This is a genomic window from Stenotrophomonas sp. YJH_SMC_94-11 (genome assembly GCF_059370435.1).
In genome coordinates, this window is the sequence record NZ_JCAFTR010000005.1 from 25,634 (window position 1) to 42,563 (window position 16,930).

Annotated in this window: 17 protein-coding genes; 8 read left to right on the forward strand and 9 right to left on the reverse strand. The window is 67.2% G+C overall.

The genetic code is table 11. The features are described from left to right. Positions 1-332: 332 nt before the first annotated feature. Positions 333-1,634 carry an isocitrate lyase gene (aceA, locus tag AC5P74_RS10540; RefSeq protein ID WP_346607962.1) on the reverse strand — a complete coding sequence of 434 codons (1,302 nt, stop codon included), beginning with the start codon at positions 1,632-1,634 and terminating at the stop codon, positions 333-335. 64 nt (positions 1,635-1,698) lie between these two features. Continuing rightward, complete coding sequence (gene aceB / locus AC5P74_RS10545) at positions 1,699-3,321, reverse strand: malate synthase A (RefSeq protein WP_346607963.1); 1,623 nt, start codon at positions 3,319-3,321, stop codon at positions 1,699-1,701. A gap of 109 nt (positions 3,322-3,430) precedes the next feature. Here aceB and AC5P74_RS10550 point away from each other — a divergent pair, with 109 nt between their 5' ends. Both AC5P74_RS10550 and AC5P74_RS10555 read left to right on the forward strand, forming a co-directional pair. Then, complete coding sequence (locus AC5P74_RS10550; protein WP_053499296.1) at positions 3,431-4,399, forward strand: LysR family transcriptional regulator; 969 nt, start codon at positions 3,431-3,433, stop codon at positions 4,397-4,399. 305 nt (positions 4,400-4,704) lie between these two features. Then, the gene (locus tag AC5P74_RS10555) at positions 4,705-5,613 is read left to right on the forward strand and encodes a LysR family transcriptional regulator (RefSeq protein WP_346608116.1); all 909 of its coding nucleotides are present in this window, start codon (positions 4,705-4,707) and stop codon (positions 5,611-5,613) included. Between the two features lie 93 nt (positions 5,614-5,706). Here the strand turns inward: AC5P74_RS10555 and AC5P74_RS10560 are convergent, their stop codons facing one another. Continuing rightward, a complete protein-coding gene (locus AC5P74_RS10560) occupies positions 5,707-6,963 on the reverse strand; it encodes an MFS transporter (RefSeq protein ID WP_346608117.1) in 1,257 nt (418 codons plus the stop codon). Between the two features lie 124 nt (positions 6,964-7,087). Then, complete coding sequence (gene lepB / locus AC5P74_RS10565) at positions 7,088-7,714, reverse strand: signal peptidase I (RefSeq protein WP_053501214.1); 627 nt, start codon at positions 7,712-7,714, stop codon at positions 7,088-7,090. 275 nt (positions 7,715-7,989) lie between these two features. On the opposite strand from lepB, the gene AC5P74_RS10570 reads away from it, so the two are divergent. Together AC5P74_RS10570 and AC5P74_RS10575 are read left to right on the forward strand one after the other, a co-directional pair. Beyond that, on the forward strand, positions 7,990-8,391 hold the full coding sequence (locus AC5P74_RS10570) for a hypothetical protein (RefSeq protein WP_019661885.1): 402 nt from the start codon (positions 7,990-7,992) through the stop codon (positions 8,389-8,391). Positions 8,392-8,394: 3 nt separating this feature from the next. Further along, a complete protein-coding gene (locus AC5P74_RS10575; RefSeq protein ID WP_004153636.1) occupies positions 8,395-8,841 on the forward strand; it encodes a 3-dehydroquinate dehydratase in 447 nt (148 codons plus the stop codon). A gap of 116 nt (positions 8,842-8,957) precedes the next feature. On the opposite strand, the gene dcp is transcribed toward AC5P74_RS10575, so the two are convergent. The 3 genes from dcp to arfB form a co-directional block, all read right to left on the reverse strand. Beyond that, positions 8,958-11,114: a peptidyl-dipeptidase Dcp gene (gene dcp / locus AC5P74_RS10580; protein ID WP_053500815.1), complete on the reverse strand. Its 2,157-nt coding sequence runs from the start codon at positions 11,112-11,114 to the stop codon at positions 8,958-8,960. 110 nt (positions 11,115-11,224) lie between these two features. Continuing rightward, positions 11,225-11,827 (reverse strand): lysophospholipid acyltransferase family protein, encoded by a 603-nt coding sequence (locus AC5P74_RS10585; protein ID WP_005420754.1) that lies wholly within the window; start codon positions 11,825-11,827, stop codon positions 11,225-11,227. A gap of 4 nt (positions 11,828-11,831) precedes the next feature. Continuing rightward, on the reverse strand, positions 11,832-12,263 hold the full coding sequence (gene arfB, locus AC5P74_RS10590; RefSeq protein WP_005420755.1) for an alternative ribosome rescue aminoacyl-tRNA hydrolase ArfB: 432 nt from the start codon (positions 12,261-12,263) through the stop codon (positions 11,832-11,834). 133 nt (positions 12,264-12,396) lie between these two features. Here arfB and AC5P74_RS10595 point away from each other — a divergent pair, with 133 nt between their 5' ends. Next, positions 12,397-12,930: a DUF2059 domain-containing protein gene (locus AC5P74_RS10595; protein ID WP_005420757.1), complete on the forward strand. Its 534-nt coding sequence runs from the start codon at positions 12,397-12,399 to the stop codon at positions 12,928-12,930. Between the two features lie 75 nt (positions 12,931-13,005). On the opposite strand, the gene AC5P74_RS10600 is transcribed toward AC5P74_RS10595, so the two are convergent. Continuing rightward, positions 13,006-13,749: a pseudouridine synthase gene (locus AC5P74_RS10600; RefSeq protein WP_053500817.1), complete on the reverse strand. Its 744-nt coding sequence runs from the start codon at positions 13,747-13,749 to the stop codon at positions 13,006-13,008. 85 nt (positions 13,750-13,834) lie between these two features. After that, a complete protein-coding gene (locus AC5P74_RS10605; RefSeq protein ID WP_053500819.1) occupies positions 13,835-14,422 on the reverse strand; it encodes an O-methyltransferase in 588 nt (195 codons plus the stop codon). Between the two features lie 165 nt (positions 14,423-14,587). On the opposite strand from AC5P74_RS10605, the gene AC5P74_RS10610 reads away from it, so the two are divergent. Genes AC5P74_RS10610 through AC5P74_RS10620 form a run of 3 tightly spaced genes read left to right on the forward strand, consistent with a single transcriptional unit; the run spans position 14,588 to position 16,930 of the window. After that, a complete protein-coding gene (locus AC5P74_RS10610) occupies positions 14,588-15,199 on the forward strand; it encodes a PIG-L deacetylase family protein (protein WP_053500821.1) in 612 nt (203 codons plus the stop codon). Then, on the forward strand, positions 15,199-16,338 hold the full coding sequence (locus AC5P74_RS10615) for a glycosyltransferase family 2 protein (RefSeq protein ID WP_206619864.1): 1,140 nt from the start codon (positions 15,199-15,201) through the stop codon (positions 16,336-16,338). Before AC5P74_RS10610 ends, AC5P74_RS10615 begins: the two co-directional genes overlap by 1 nt. After that, positions 16,325-16,930: an LbetaH domain-containing protein gene (locus tag AC5P74_RS10620; protein ID WP_171958042.1), complete on the forward strand. Its 606-nt coding sequence runs from the start codon at positions 16,325-16,327 to the stop codon at positions 16,928-16,930. The genes AC5P74_RS10615 and AC5P74_RS10620 overlap by 14 nt, the downstream gene beginning before the upstream one ends.

Sequence of the window (16,930 nt, forward strand, 5' to 3'; positions counted from 1 at the left end):
TGAAGATCGGTGGTGGCCCGTTCTGGTCACGGGTGCCCGGGCAAAACCCCTGCTGGATCAATTCGATGCCGGGTTTCACAGGGTTTCGGCCAAGTTGCCGGAACCCGGGGTGCGCCTGATTGACGCTGCCCGCTGGCTGCCCCCCTTGCATCGATACAACAACGCCGGCAGGTCCCCCGACCGGCCGGCGTTGCCTGGCCCTTCCCTGGCCACCCTGATCGGATTTCCAGGCCCCGGTAGAGCCGGCCGCTGGCCGGCTGCCACGCAGCGCCCGGAGCATCCTGTGATTGCCGGCCAGCGGCCGGCACTACCGGATCACGCGGCGCACCGGATCACGCCGCGCGTTCGCTGCGCCCGCCGTGGAACTGCTCTTCCTCGGTCGATCCGGTCAGCGCGGTGGTCGACGACTGGCCCTGCTGGATCGCCTGGGTCACCGCATCGAAATAGCCGGTACCGACCTCACGCTGGTGCTTGACCGCAGTGAAACCGCGCTCGGCCGCTTCGAACTCGGCTTCCTGCAGTTCCACGAACGCACTCATCTGGCGGCGCGCGTAGCCGTGAGCCAGATTGAACATGCCGTAGTTCAACGCATGGAACCCGGCCAGGGTGATGAACTGGAACTTGTAGCCGTAGCTGCCCAGTTCGCGCTGGAACTTGGCAATGGTGGCGTCGTCCAGGTTCTTCTTCCAGTTGAAGCTGGGCGAGCAGTTGTAGGCCAGCAGCTTGCCCGGGAACTTCGCGTGGATCGCCTCGGCGAACCTGCGGGCGAACTCCAGGTCCGGCTTGCCGGTCTCGCACCACACCAGGTCGGCATAGGGTGCATAGGCCAGGCCGCGGCTGATCGCCTGGGCCAGGCCGTTGCGGGTCTTGTAGAAACCTTCGACGGTGCGCTCACCGGTGGTGAACGGCTTGTCGTTGCCGTCGATGTCACTGGTCAGCAGATCCGCAGCTTCGGCATCGGTACGTGCCACCAGCAGGGTCGGCACGCCCAGTACATCGGCGGCCAGGCGCGCGGCGTTGAGCTTCTCGATCGCCTCGCGGGTCGGCACCAGCACCTTGCCGCCCATGTGCCCGCACTTCTTCACCGAGGCCAGCTGGTCCTCGAAGTGCACGCCGGCGGCGCCGGCCTCGATCATCGCCTTCATCAGTTCAAAGGCGTTGAGTACGCCGCCGAAGCCGGCCTCGGCATCGGCCACGATCGGCTGCAGGAAGTCGATGTCATCCTTGCCTTCGGCGTGATGCAGCTGGTCGGCGCGCAGCAGCGTGTTGTTGATGCGCTTGACCACCGCCGGCACCGAATCAGCCGGGTACAGCGACTGGTCCGGATACATCTGCCCGGCCAGGTTGGCGTCGGCCGCCACCTGCCAACCGGACAGGTAAATCGCCTTCAGGCCGGCCTTGACCTGCTGCATGGCCTGGTTGCCGGTCAGTGCACCCAGCGCGTTGACGAACTCGCGCTCGTGCAGCGACGCCCACAGCTTCTCCGCACCCAGGCGGGCCAGCGAATGCTCGATGTGGACGGTGCCGCGCAGGCGCACCACGTCGGCGGCGCTGTAGTTGCGCTGGATGCCTTCCCAACGCGGGTTGGTATCCCAGTCGTGCTGGATCTGTTCGGCAGTGGGCAGCTTGCTCATGTCTTTCTCCAGTTCGGTTCGTGCGTGCAGCGGGGAGGGAAACGGCGGTAGACGCGGGCGGCAGTCAATCGATGCGCGCGTAAGCCGGCAGGGTCAGGAAATCGGTCAGTTCTTCGCTGCGGCTCAGTTCGCCGAGCAGGGCGATGGCCTCGCTGATGCGCGCGCCACCGGGCAGCGCGGCGGTATCGCCCAGCCGTGCCGGCAGCTGCGACAGGGTGGAATCCAGCAGGGCCAGGTCGATGGCGGTGCCATCGTCCAGCTGCTGGCCCGGCGTATGCAGCCACTGCCACAACTGGCTGCGGCTGATCTCGGCGGTGGCCGCGTCCTCCATCAGGTGATGGATCGGCACGCAGCCGTTGCCATCCAGCCACGCCGCCAGGTAACGCACGCAGACTTCCACGTTGCCTTCGAAGCCGGCGCGGGTGATGGTGCCCGGCGGCCGCGCGATCAGTTCGTCGCGGCCGACGCGCACATCCTGGCGCAGCACGCCGTGCTGGTTCGGGCCGGGCATGTGCTCGTCGAAGATCGCCATCGCCACCGGAATCAGCGCCGGGTGCGCGACCCAGGTGCCGTCGTGGCCGGCGCTGACTTCGCGTAGCTTGTCGGCGCGCACGCGGGCCATCGCCTGTTCGTTGGCAGCGGCATCGTTGTTGATCGGAATCTGCGCGGCCATGCCCCCCATCGCATGCGCGCCACGGCGGTGGCAGGTCTGGATCAGCAGTTCCGAATAGGCCTTCAGGAACGGCTGGGTCATGGTCACCTGGCCACGTTCGGGCAGGACGCGGTCGGCGTGGCGGCGGAAGGTCTTCAGGTACGAGAAGATGTAGTCCCAGCGCCCGCAGTTCAGGCCGACGATGCGATCACGCAGCGCGTGCAGGATCTCGTCCATCTCGAACACCGCCGGCAGCGTTTCGATCAGCACGGTCACCTTGATCTGGCCGTGCGGCAGGCCGAGCATGCCCTCGATGTGCGACAGCGCGGTCTCCCACAGCGCCGCCTCTTCCATGCTCTGCAGCTTGGGCAGGTAGAAGTACGGGCCACGATCCTTCGCCTGCAGGGTGTGGGCGTTGTGGAAGGCGAACACCGCTGCGTCGAACAGGCCACCGGCGAGGAACTGGCCGTCGACGCGTACGTGCTTCTCGTCCAGGTGCCAGCCGCGCGGGCGCACGATCAGCACCGCCTGTTCGTCGTATGGGCGCAGCGTGTAATGCTTGCCATTGGGGGCGGTGTATTCGAGATCGCCGCGCACCGCCGCGGCCAGCGACTGCTGCCCGGCCAGCAGGTTGCGCCAGGTCGGCGAGGTCGAATCCTCGAAGTCGGCCATGAACACCTTGGCGCCGGAGTTCAGCGCGTTGATGACCATCTTCGGGTCGGTCGGGCCGGTGATCTCGACGCGGCGGTCCTGCAGCGCGGCCGGCAGCGGTGCAACGCGCCAGTCGCCGCTACGGATCGCGGTGGTGTCTTCGCGGAAGTCCGGCAGGCCGCCCTGGTCGAAGAACGCCTGGCGTTCACGGCGGGCCTGCAGCCTCGCCTGCCGGCCCGGCTCCACCGCACGGTGCAGCGACACCAGCAGGGCCAGCAGCGGCGCCGGCAGCAGGGTGTCCTGGCCGGCCACGCGGGTCGCCAGGGCGATGCCGGGAGTAGCCTTGGTGGCGGGAGTGGGAACGGCGGAAGCGACGGCGGACATGGGCGACTCCAGCGGTGGGGGAACGTCTCCACGGTGCCGCCGGGCCTCAGTATTTGGCAAAACAGTTTTTGCAATGTTTTACATAAGTTGTGCTAATACTCGTTACACGATGAGCACACGCGCCCCGCCAAGTCCTCGTTTTTCCTACAAATCCGACCGGCTCAAGCCGCTGCGCGCGTTCTGCCAGACTGTGCGCCTCGGCTCGGTCTCACGGGCGGCTGAGGCACTTTTCGTCAGCCAGCCGGCCATCAGCCTGCAGTTGCAGGCGTTGGAACGGGAGCTGGGGGTGCCATTGTTCGAGCGCAGCGGGCGGCGCCTGGTGCCCAGCCGCGAGGGCCAGCTGCTGTACGAGATGGCACAGCCGCTGGTGGAGAACCTGGACGGGCTGGAGGCGCGCTTCCGCGACAAGGTGCGCGGCCTGGACGCGGGCGAGCTGAACATTGCCGCCAACAGCTCGACCATCCTGTACCTGCTGCCGAAGATCGTCGAACGCTTTCGCCTGCACCACCCGGACGTGCGCCTGACCCTGCACAACGCGATCAGCGCCGACGGCACCGACCTGCTGCGCGAGGATGCCGCCGACCTGGCGATAGGTTCGATGACCGATGTGCCGGCCGACCTGACCTACGCCCCGGCCTACCGCTTCGAGCAGGTGCTGATCGCACCGCACGATCATCCGCTGGCCAAGGGCGGCGAGCTGGAGCTGGCCGACATCGCGCGCTATCCGCTGGTGCTGCCGCCGAAGCGGCAGATCACCTACCGCCTGGTGGACCAGGTGTTCCAGCGCCACCGCATCGCCTACACCGTGGCGCTGGAAGTGGGGGGCTGGGAAGTGATCAAGCAGTACGTGGCGATGGGCATGGGCATTTCCATCGTGCCGGCGCTGTGCCTGAACGAGGCCGACCACGAGCGGCTGGCGGCGCGGTCGATGAAGCGCTGGTTCCCCGAGCGCAGCTACGGGGTGATCGTGCGCCGGGGCAAGGCGTTGTCGGCGCAGGCGCGGGCGTTCATCGAGCTGATCCAGCCGGAGTTGTTCAGTCCGCGCGATTACGATCAGAGCGGGCATTCGGAGCGGTAGGGGTGTTCGGCAGGGCTGCGCCCTGCACCTGCCGAAGCCGAAGCCGAAGCAACAGCAGAAGCCGGCTATCCGTGGGATGGCGGGGCGGTGTGGGTGGGCAGGACACGCCGTAAACCCGTCCATGGGGGCTCGATGGCGCCATCCATACGGTCCTGCCCACCCACACCGCCCCGCCTCTGACAGTTGGTCGCTGCTGTTGGTGGGTGCCGACCGTTGGTCGGCACGGGGTCAGAGCCCGTTGCTGTGCAACGGGCTCTGACCCCATCTCTGATTCATTTCCGGCCGGCGATGCATAGACTGGGCGCATGTCCATCGAACTGCGCCACCTGCGCTACTTCCTCGCCGTCGCCGATACGCTGCACTTCGGCCAGGCGGCGGAGCGGCTGGGCATGTCACAGCCGCCGCTCAGCCAGCAGATCCGCCAGCTGGAAGAACTGATCGGGGCGCGCCTGTTCGTGCGCAGCCATCGCCGCGTGCAGCTGACGCCTGCGGGCGAACTGCTGCAGGAACGTGCACGCGCCATCGTGCAGCAGGTGGAAACGGCCGTGGACGAGGTGCAGCGTGCACAGCGTGGTGAGCAGGGTGAACTGCACATCGGTCTGACTCGCGCCACGCCGCTGTCGCCGCAGATTCCGCGTTCGATCCTGCGCTACCGTCAGCAGTACCCGCAGGTGCGGCTGCAGCTGAGCGAGATGAACACGCTGCAGCAGATCGACGCGCTGCTCGACGGTTCACTGGACGTGGGCATCATCCGCAAGCGCGCGCTGCCGCCGGAACTGGTGGCGCACAGCCTGTTCGTCGACCCGCTGGCGCTGATCGTGCACGCCGACCACCCTGCCCTGCGCAGGCTGTCGAAGCAGGGCACGCTGTCGCTGCGCGACTTCGCGCAGGAGCCTTTCGTAGCATTCCGCCGCAGCGCCGGCGCGGGCATCCACGACCACATGATCGCGTTGTGCGCGGCGGCGGGCTTCACGCCGCGCATCGTGCAGGAAGCCGGTGAAGCATCGACGTTGATCAGCCTGGCCGCTGCGGGCCTGGGTGCGGCGATCCTGCCGTCGTCATGCGATCACATACGCGTGGAAGGATCGCGCTTCGTGGCACTGGCCGATGCCGGCGCGCATTCGGAAGTGCAGCTGGCCTGGCACCGCGAACGGGTAACGCCGCTGATCCGCAATTTCGCCACGCTGCTGCGTGAGGCGTTCGCCGAAGGGTGAAGTGCAACCCACCCGGGTAGTGCCGGCCGCTGGCCGGCAACCCCACATGGGCCGGCATGCCGGCCAGCGGCCGGCACTACCGTACGCGGTGGATCACGCGGTGACCGGCTGCGGCGCGCGCTGCTGCAGTGCCCAGACGATACCGCCGCCGACCAGCGTCAGCACGGCCGCGAACGCGCACACGCCGAGCCAGTCCCAAGCCGCATAGGCCAGGCCACCGACCCCGCCCAGCACGCTGGATCCCAGGTAGTAGGCGAACAGGTACATCGCCGAGGCTTCGGCGCGCATCGTACCGGCGCGGCTGCCAACCCAGCTGCTGGCCACCGAGTGGCCGCCGAAGAAGCCGAACGTGACCAGCGCGATACCCAGTGCCATCGCACTCAGCCACGGCATTGCCAGCAGTGCGATGCCCGCGCCGATCAACGCGAACGAGACCGACAGGATGCGGCCGCGCCCGTAGCGCGTTGCCTGCTGGCCCATCCACGCCGAACTGAAGGTGCCCACCAGATAGACGCTGAAGATCAGGCCGACCACGGTCTGGCTGAGGTGGTACGGCGGCGCCAGCAGGTGGTAGCCCAGGTAGTTGTAGAGGGTGACGAACACGCCCATCAGCACGGACGAGGTGGCGAACAGCCACGGCAGGCCCGGGTCGGCGAACAGCATGCGCCAGCGCGACGGCAACTGGCGCAGGCCGTCACGACGGGGATGGAAGTGGCGCGACGGCGGCAGCTGAAGCCACAGCAGCACGGTGCTGGCCACCGCGATGATCGAGACCACGCCGATACCCCAGCGCCAGCCCCAGTGGTCGGCGATGATGCCGGCCAGCAGGCGTCCGCTCATGCCACCGATGGCGTTGCCGCCGATGTACAGGCCCATCGCCAGGCCCAGCGCGCGGCTGTCCATTTCCTCGACCAGGTAGGTCATCGCCACCGCCGGCACGCCGCTCAGCGCCAGGCCGAGCAGCGTGCGCAATACCAGCAGCGTGGTCCAGTCATCCACCAGCGCCGAGCTCAGCGACAGCATGGCCGAGGCCAGCAACGCGACGATCATCAACGGGCGGCGGCCGACCGCATCGGACAGCAGACCAGCCAGCAGCATCGCCACGGCCAAGGTGCCGGTGGTCAGCGACAACGACATCGCGCTGCCGGCGGCGGACACGCTGAAATGGCGGCTGAACTCGGGCAGCAGCGGCTGCACCGTGTACAGCAGGCCGAAGGTGGAAAAGCCGGCCAGGAACAACGCCAGCGCGGTGCGGCGGAAGGCCGGTGTGCCCTGCTGGATGCGGGTCTCGGCGCTGGAGTCGACAGTGGGGGGGCGGCATTCGACGGCCGCCGCGGTTTCGCCAGTCATGGGATCGATGGGCCGGTGGGGGCGGCCAAGCGTGGGAGGGAACGGGCCTCAGACTAGGCCCGTCTATCCAGTCGATCCATAACCTGATAGGTCATGATTGATATACGAGAAGTATCAATTCAGCTTACAGGCGCTGCCACTCGAAGCCGTCGCCCCGGCGGTAGTACACCGCCACCGCGCGGCCGTAGAGCTTGTCGGCGTCGACGAAGCCGAAGAAGCGGCCATCGAAGCTGTTGCCGCGGTGGTCACCCAGCACCAGCACCTTGCCGGCTGGCACCACCAGGTCGGCGATGTCCGGACCGCCGCCCATGTCCAGATCAAGGCGGGCACGTCGCTCGCCGAAGGCTTCCACGTCCTGCAGGTCGGCCATCTGCAGCGGCTGCCCGTTGATGCTCAGATGGCCCTCGCGCATCTGCACATGGTCACCGGCCACCGCCGCCACGCGCTTGATCAGGCGGGTGCCGTCGGCCGGTGAGTCGAAGACCGCCACCTCGCCACGCTGCGGGGTGCCGGTCGCCATCAGTTCCGTGTTGGTGAACGGCAGGCGCAGACCGTAGGCGCGCATGTCCACCACCACCCGGTCGCCGGGCTGCAGGGTCGGCTGCATCGAACCACTCGGCACCACGTAATGGTTGGCCAGGGTATCGCGGGCGGCGGCGAGCAGGCCGAGCATCACCAGCAGCGGCAGCGCCTCTTTCTTCAGCCAGGCCAGCGCGCGTTCGGAAAAGGGAGGGCGGGCAACAGCGTCCATGGCAGGCTCCGGTTGGGTGGTGGCTGCATCAGACCACGTCCGGGCGCAAGAGGTTCCCGCGCCGCGCTCCTGTAGAGCCGAGCCTACGCTCGGCTTGTTCTTTGTAGCGTCGAGGTTGCCCGACTGGGGCGCAGAGCAGCCGAGCGTAGGCTCGGCTCTACAGGATGGGTTACGCAGGTTTTACGCCCCGGCCCGGCCGCGGGCATCGCACCTTTACGGGCAGCACGCGCATCGTGTGCCCACCGCGCCACACGGCGCATTCCGCAAGGTGTTGTATGACCCTCCTGGTGATCCGCCACGCCTCTTCGTCGGCACCGCGCCCCCAACTGCCGGCACAGCTGGCCGGCCATCGCGTGCTGTGCAGCGACTGCGCCAGCCTGTCCGAGGTACGCCAGTGCCTGTGCCAGCCGCAGGCGCGCTCGGCCGACTGGGTACTGCTGGATGTCGGTGCCGCCGACGAGGCGCAATGGCAGGCCGAAGGTGGCGCGCTGCAGGCGGCGCTGGAACGGCTGCCGGCGCAGTACATCGAGTTGCAGGCACCCAGCGAACCTGGCCTGGATGCACGCCTGCGCCTGCAGCACGGCCCCGCCGCCGTGGTGGTCGACCAGCGGAGCCAGCAGGCCGGTTACCCGTTGTCGCTGGCCATTGTCGGCCGCCGCCTGGCGCAGGAGGGCTGAGTCATGTCGATCTTCATCATCCGCGGCCCGGAAGCGGCCGGCGCCCTGATCCGCACCGCGATGCCGCTGCCGGCACCGGTCCTGAAGTCGCTGGTGCATCGCGCGATCGACGCCGGCACCAGCGTGGCGATCCGCGCCTGCGGTTCGGAACAGGAGCTGCTTGATGCGCTGCGCGTGGCCGATCACAGCCGCGGCGAGGTGACGCTGCTCGATCCGGGTGCGTGTGCCAACAGTCTGCGCCTGCAGCGGCTGCTGCCCTATCTGCACAACGCGTACGTAGAGGTGCATGACGACGGCGCAGTGGCCGAACCGTGCCTGCCGGCTGGTGTCGGCCAGCGCCTGGGCATCGCTGCTGGGTATGGCGCGCAGAGTTATGTGCTGGCGCTGGATATCGCGCTCGATCACCTGGGCCTGGCCGAGCAGGCGAACCGCGTGCACGTGGGGACGTAATGCCGATCGTAGCGCCGAGCCCATGCTCGGCTGCGTCTCCAGAAAAAGCCAGCCGAGCATGGGCTCGGCTCTACACAAAGAAAAACGGCGGGGTTGCCCCCGCCGTTTCCGCTTTCTTATTTCAGCCCGCGGAACTTCAGCAGCGGTTCCACCGACGGGTCCTTGCCGCGGAAATCGCGGTACAGGGTCGACAGCTCCACGCTGTTGCCGCGCGAGAGGATCTTGTCGCGGAACTCCTGGCCGTTGGCCGCCGTCAGCCCACCGTGTTCGGTGAACCACTGGTAGGCGTCATGGTCCAGCACTTCGGCCCAGAAGTAGGCGTAGTAACCGGCCGAGTAACCACCACCCCAGATATGGTCGAAGTAGGTGGTGCGGTAGCGCGGCGGTACCTGCGGCAGGTCGACCTTGAACTTCTTCAGCGCGCTGGCTTCAAAGGCGCCGACATCCTGCAGCGGTGCATCGGCCTTCTGCGTGTGCCAGGCCAGGTCGAGCAGCGCGGCCGACAGGTATTCGGTGGTCGCATAGCCCTGGTTGAAGCTGCGCGCCTTCAGGATCTTGTCGACCAGTTCCTGCGGCATCGCCTCGCCGGTCTTGTAGTGCTTGGCGTAGTTGGCGAATACCTTCGGGTCCAGTGCCCAGTGCTCGTTGAACTGCGACGGGAACTCGACGAAGTCACGCGAGGTGGCGGTGCCGGCGATCGACGGGTACTTCACGTTCGAGAACATGCCGTGCAGCGCATGGCCGAACTCATGGAACATGGTGGTGACGTCGTCGAAGCTGATCAGCGCCGGCTGGCCGGCGGCCGGCTTGGTGAAGTTGCAGACGTTGTAGACCACCGGCTTGGCACCGGTCAGGCCGTCCTGCTCGACGAACACGTCCATCCAGGCGCCGCCGGACTTGCTGTCACGCTTGAAGTAGTCGGTGTAGAACAGCGCCAGCGAGGTGCCGTCCTTGTCGAACACTTCGTACACCTTCATGTCCGGGTTGTAGGTCGGAATGTCGGTGCGCGGCTTGAAGGTGATGCCGTACAGCTGGGTGGCGGCGTAGAAGACGCCGTTCTGCAGCACGTTGTCCAGTTCGAAGTACGGCTTGATCTGCGACTCGTCGAGATCGTACTTGGCCTTGCGCACCTGCTCGGCGTAGAAGTCCCAGTCCGAAGCGGCGACCTGGAATCCGCCCTTCTGCGCGTCGATGACCTTCTGGATCTCACCGGCCTCGGCGCGCGCCTTGGCGGTGGCGGCTGGCACGGTGTCGGTCAGCAGCTTGAGCGCGGCAGCCGGAGTCTTGGCCATCTGGTCGCCCAGCTGATAGTCGGCGAAGGTGTCGAAGCCGAGCAGCTTGGCCTTCTGCGCACGCAGCTGGGCCAGGCGCTGCACGGTCTGCCGGGTGTCGTTGGCATCACCGCGCTCGGCGCGGGTTTCAGAGGCCTTCAGAACGGCGGCACGCTGGTCGCGATCGCTCAGCGAGCCGAGCACCGGCTGCTGGGTGGTGTTCTGCAGCGGCAGCAGGAATTTGCCATCCAGCTTGCGGTCCTTGGCGGCGGCCGCAGCGTTGTTGATCGCGCCCTCGTCCAGGCCGGCCAGCTTGGCCTTGTCGTCAACGACAACAGCCGCAGCGGCGGTCGCGGCCACCAGGCGGGTGTGGAACTGGGTGGAGAGCGTGGTCTCTTCCACGTTGAGCTTGCGCAGGGTCGCCTTGTCAGCGTCGGACAGCTGCGCACCGGCGCGCACCAGGCCATCGTAATAGTGCTCGACCAGGCGCTTCTGCACCGGGTCCAGCTCCAGCGTGTCACGCTGGTCGTACAGCGACTTCACGCGCGCGAACAGCTTCGGATCGAGGTTGATCTCGTCCTGGTGCGCGGCCAGCTTTGGCGCCACTTCTTCCTGGATCTTCTGGCGCGCATCGTTGGTGTCGGCCTGGACCAGGCCGAAGAAGATGCGCGACACGCGGGTCAGGGTCTCGCCGCTGCGCTCCATCGCCACGATGGTGTTGTCGAAGGTGGCCGGCTCGCTGCTGTCGGCGATCTTGCGCACGTCGGCCAGGTGCTGGCGCATGCCTTCTTCGAAGGCCGGCAGGTAGTCGCTGTCCTTGATCTTGTCGAACGGCGGCGCCTGGAACGGCAGCGTGCTGGCGCTCAGCAGCGGATTGGTGGAGGCTTCGGCCGGCTGCGGGGCCGGGGTCTTCTGGGCATCGGTCACGGGGGTGGACTCCTTGCCGGAACAGGCCGCCAGCGCCAGGCTGATGGCGGCGGCCAGGACTACGGTACGCGACATGTAAAACGCTCCTTGGGCAGACGGTATGGATACCAGCCCTCCACCCTACTCCTGTCGCGCTCGCCCGGCATGTGCCGGACGTGGCGTCTATGCGGCGGCCTGCGGCCGGCTCAGACCGTGCCGCGGGTCTTGCCGATCCAGGGCCGGTAGAACTCGCGGATGGCAGCCATGTCGGCCACATCGTCGCCACTCGGGGTGAACAGCGGACCGATGCCGATGGTCTTTTCCGGATAGTGGAAATACGCGGTCAGGATCGGCACGTCGGCCATCCGGGCGATCTTCAGGAAGCCGGCCTTCCACTCCTTCACCGCCTTGCGGGTGCCCTCGGGCGTGATGGCGAACCACATCTTCTCGTTGTTGCGCAGCAGGTCCACCGCCTGGCCCACCGTACCCTGTGGCGAGCTGCGATCGAGCGGAATCACGCCCAGCCGGTGCAGCAACGGGCCCAGCGGCCACCAGAACAGCGAGGCCTTGCCCAGCACCTTCACCTTCATGCCCAGCGCGATCTTGGCCGCCATGCCCCACAGCCCGTCCCAGTTGGACGAATGCGGGGCGATGATGAAGACCAGCCTCGGGATGTCAGGCAGGGTGCCGGTCACCTTCCAGCCCCCCATGCGCAGGGTGCAGCGCGCCAGCCAGCGCAGGAAGGCGTTGGGTTTGACCTGCGGCATCTGCGGCGGCACGGCCGGCAGCAACGAAGTCGGGTTGTTCAAGCAATCACTCCCAGTCACGTGATGAGCGCCCGCGCTTGATCTGCGCGCGCCCGCGTTTGGCGTCCAGACGACGCAGTTTCGACCCGAGGGTCGGCTTGGTGGCTTTGCGCGGTTTGGGCACGCTCAGCCCGGCCTGGATGAAGGCCGCCAGCCGCTCGCGCGCATCCTCGCGATTGCGATCCTGGGTGCGGAAACGTTGCGCGTCGATGACCAGCACGCCTTCGCCGGTCATGCGCCGGTCACGCCGCGCCAACAGCCGCGCGCGCAACGGTTCAGGCAACGAGGGCGAGTTGGCCACGTCGAAACGCAGTTCCACCGCAGTGGACACCTTGTTGACGTTCTGGCCGCCGGCGCCGCTGGCGCGCACGAACCGCTCGACGATCTCGCCGTCGGGGATTTCAAGCTGCGCGCTGATGGTGACCGGTCCACTGCCCATCCGCGCATTGTAGCGGCAGGCACGTGGTGGAGTGCGCCATCGCGCCCCGTATGCCGCCGATCAGGCGCCGAACACGCCGCCTTCGCCTGGGCTGCGGGTATGCTGGCGGTCCCATGTACCGCAGGAAGCCCGCATGACCCGCTTCGCACCCGCCCTGCCGTCCCTGCTGCGCCGCGCCGCACTGCTGCTGGCACTGGCCACGGCCAGCGTCCCGGCCCTGGCCGCCCCGCCGACCGACGGCGACATCAACCGCCTGCTGTCGGCCTCGCGCGCGCAGAGCATGATCGACACCATGGTGCCGCAGATCGAAGCCATGCAGCAGCAGCAGTTCCAGCAGGTGGCCGCGCAGCGCCAGCTCACCGCCCAGCAGCAGGAGCAGCTGAAGCGGATCCAGGCGCGGACCAGCCAGACCCTGCGCCAGGCCATGTCGTGGCAGCAGCTGCGGCCGATGTACGTGGACCTGTACAAGAAGACGTTCAGCAAGGAAGACGTGCTGGCGATGGCCGAGTTCTACGAGAGCGCGGCAGGCCAGAGCCTGCTGGACAAGACCCCGGCACTGATGCAGAACGTGATGGTGGCCATCCAGGCGCGCATGCAGCCGCTGTTTGCGGACCTGCAGAAAGACCTGGAAGCGATCGTCAACGAGCCGGAAAAGAAACGAGAATGAGGTAGTGCCGGCCGCTGGCCGGCTCCCCAGTACACCTGGAATCACGCAGCTGCCGGCCAGCGGCCGGCACTACCGTCAAACTGCGTCCACCTGCCAGCCGAACAGGTCCAGTGCCTTCTGGAACTGGTGGTCCAGCGGCGCACTGACATCCACGTTGCCGCCCTCCGGATGCGGAAAACGCAGGCGCTCGGCGTGCAGCAGCATGCGGTGCACGCCCTGCATGCGGAAGATGCGGTTGTGGCGCCCATCGCCGTGGCTGGTATCGCCGATCATGTGATGCGACAGGTGCTTGAGGTGACGGCGGATCTGCCGGAAGCGCCCGGTCTGCGGCTGGCAGCGCAGCAGCGCGTAGCGCGAGCTGCTGAATTCGCCCACCGGCACCGACAGCTCGCCAGTGGCCAGGCGCTGGAAATCGGTGATCGCCGGCTTCTTCACCGGCTTGCCCGGCCCACCGTCCAGATCATGGTCCACCCGCCAGGACAGCTCGGCCGGCCAGCCTCGGCAGACTGTCAGGTAGTCCTTGGCCACTTCGCCACCCATCAGTGCCTTGCCCAGCGAACTGGCGGTTTCGCGGTCAAAGGCCAGGAGCAGGCAGCCACTGGTGGCCCGGTCCAGGCGGTGCACGAGGAAGATCGGCCGCCCCAGCTGCTCACGCAGGCGGTCGGCCAGGAAATCATCTTCGCCACGGGCCAGCTTGCTGTCGTGGACCATCAGCCCGGCAGGCTTGTTGACCACGGCCAGGCGCTCATCCAGGTGCAGCAGCTGCAGGGGCGCGGTTTCAGTCTCGACCGCGGCGAGGGTGTCAGGTTCGGTACTCACCGCGGGATTATAAGGGTGCCCTGTATGGGGTCAGATCCCTTTTCCACGGGAAAAGGGATCTGACCCCGGGTCTGTGGCGTGGCAATCAGCCGTTGCGCACGGCCAGCAGTTCGCCGTTGCCCACCGGCACCACGCTGGTGCTGAAGTCCGGATCGGCATCCAGCAGCAGGCACAAGGGTTTCATCTCTTCCGCGTGCGAGGTGGCGTTGTCCACAACCAGCAGGCCCCCTGGCCGCAGCACGCGGCGCAGTTGCGGCCACCAGCCGGCGTACTGCCCGCGGTCCGAATCCAGGAACAGCAGGTCGATGCAGCCTTCGCCGGCCTCTGCCAACCACTGCCCGGCATCGCCATGCACCAGCGTGATGTGCGCGGCCAACCCGCTGCGCGCAAAGGTGGATCGCGCCATCGCCACCTTGTCCTCGGCGAATTCCAGCGTGGTCACGTGGCCGTCGATGGCGGCGGCCGCTTCGGCCAGCCACAGCGTGGAGTAGCCATTGGAGGTGCCGATTTCCAGCACCCGGCGCGCGGTGCCGAAACGCACCAGTACCGACAGGAATTCACCGGTGTCCGGCGTGATGTTGAGCATGCGCCGAGCGCGCTCGGTTTCATGCGCGTCGTTTTCAGCGCCGAAGTGCATCAGTTCCTTCTTCAATTCCGAAAGCCGCATCGTCATCGCTTCTTTCAATTGCCGCAGCAAGGGTGAGCATTGTGGCCTGTCCGGCCACATTTCGTACTCCTCCTAGCCCCACGCCGCGTTCACGTTGCGATAGTTCCCGCCTTCTTCACGCGGGACGGTGCACCCGCCCGCTGCCCTCTTGGTATCCGCAAGGACACGGCCATGGTTCTCGACATTCTGGCAATCGGCGCCCACCCCGACGACATCGAACTCGGTTGCGGCGGCAGCCTGGCCAAACTGGCCCGCGCCGGTGCACGCATCCATGCGCTGGTGCTCAGCCGTGGGGGCCGTGGCTGCCATGCCGGCATCGACCGCGGCGACGAATCGCACCGCGCGTTGCGGCGCTTGGGTGTGGCCGAGGTGATCCAGCGGGACTTCCCGGATACCCGCTTTCCTGCCTGCCGCAACGACATCGTCGCGGCGCTCGAGCAGGCCTGCGCGCAGATCGCACCGCATCGCGTCTACACGATGTGTGGCGAAGACCATCACCAGGACCATCGCACCGTCCATGAAGCGTCGATCATCGCCTGCCGCAGCATCCCGCAGATCCTCTGCTACGAGAGCCCCAGCACGTTGCCACAGTTCGCACCGCAGGTATTCGAGGACATCAGCGCACAGCTGGACCTGAAGATCCATGCCTTGCGCGAGCATGCCAGCCAGGGCGATCGCCACTACATGCAGGAGGATCACCTGCGCTGCCATGCGCAGTTCCGCGGCCAGCAGATCGGCATCGGCCCCAGTGAAGGTTTCGTGCCCTACCGGCTGGTGCTGTGATGAAAACGCTGCTGTTCCTGGCCATGTGTGCCTTCATCCTGGTGCGTGTGTGTGTGCAGGCCTTGCGCCGCCCCAGCACGCGCCTGTACAGCATCGATGCGATCGTGCCGGCCTACAACGAAGCCCCCTGCCTGGAGCGCTCGTTGACCAGCCTGCTGCAGAACCCCTACGTGGCGCGGGTGATCTGCGTGAACGATGGTTCCACCGACAACACCGCGCAGGTGCTCGATGCGCTGCAGGCGCACTGGCCCGGGCGCCTGGTGGCGGTGCATCAGTCCAACACCGGCAAGGGCGGCGCGCTGATGCATGGCCTGCAGCACGCCACCGCCGAGCAGGTGTTCCTGACCGACGCCGACACCCATATCGATCCGCGCGGCCACGGCCTGGGCCACCTGCTGGACGAGATCGAGCGCGGTGCCGATGCGGTCGGTGGCGTGCCGTCGTCCAGCCTGCAGGGTGCCGGCTTCCTGCCGCATGTGCGCGCCAGCCTGAAGCTGCCGATGATCGTCATCAAGCGCAGCTTCCAGCAGTGGCTGGGCGGCGCCCCCTTCATTGTCTCCGGTTCGTGTGGCCTGTTCCGTACCTCGGTGCTGCGCAAGGTCGGCTTCTCCGACCGCACCCGCGTGGAAGACCTGGACATGTCCTGGTCGCTGGTCGCGCAGGGGTACCGCGTCCGCCAGAGCGTGCGCTGCGTGGTCTACCCGCAGGAATGCAACACGCTGGTGGAGGAATGGCGGCGCTGGCGGCGCTGGATCGTCGGCTATGCGGTGTGCATGCGCCTGCATCGCGGCCTGCTGCTGACCCGATTCGGCCTGTTCAGCATCCTGCCGATGATGCTGCTCGCGCTGGCCGGCATCGTGCTGACCCTACAGGTCTGGTTCGGTGCGGCCCTGCTGCATGGGCCTGGTGGCCTCGCCCTGTCGGTGATGCCGCTGTTCTGGATTGGCATCGTCATGTTGCTGGCGGTGATCAGTGCGATCCACCACCGCCGGGCGTGGCTGGTACCCGCCGCCGCGTTCTCGATGTTGTACGTGCTGCTCGCCTACGCGGTCTGGTTGATGCACGGCGTGGCCGGGCTGTTCACCGGACGCGAACCGCTGCGCGACAAACCGACCAGGTATCCGCATGTGGTGGAATGACCTGGCCGCGATGGCCGCCGCGCTTTCGACGCTGCCACCGCACGTCGATTCCACTGCACAGGTTTCTCCGCGCGCGGTGGTGCAGGGCAAGGTGAGGATCGGCGCCGGCAGCCGCATCTGCGACGGCGCCCAGCTGCAGGGGCCGGTATCGATCGGCCGCGACTGCCTGATCGGCAACAATGCGCTGCTGCGCGGCCCACTGCGTATCGGTGACGGCGTGCGCATCGGCTTTGCAGGTGAACTGAAGAACGCACTGATCGGCGACGGCGCCTGCATCGGCCCGCAATGTTTCATCGCCGACAGCCGCGTCGACGCCCGTGCCTACCTGGGCGCGCTGGTACGCACCAGCAACCATCGCCTGGATGGTGCGACGGTCGCCGTCCACATCGGCAATACCGTCATCGACAGCCAGCGCGACAAGCTCGGCGCCTGGATCGGTGAGGGCGCCGCGCTGGGTGTGGGCGTGATCATCCTGCCCGGTCGCATCGTCGCGCCGGGCAGCCAGTTCGGACCGCGCATCACCGTGGAACGAAACCTGCCGCCCGGTCGCTACCGGCTGCTGCAGTCGCTGCATTCCCAACCCCTGGAGTAA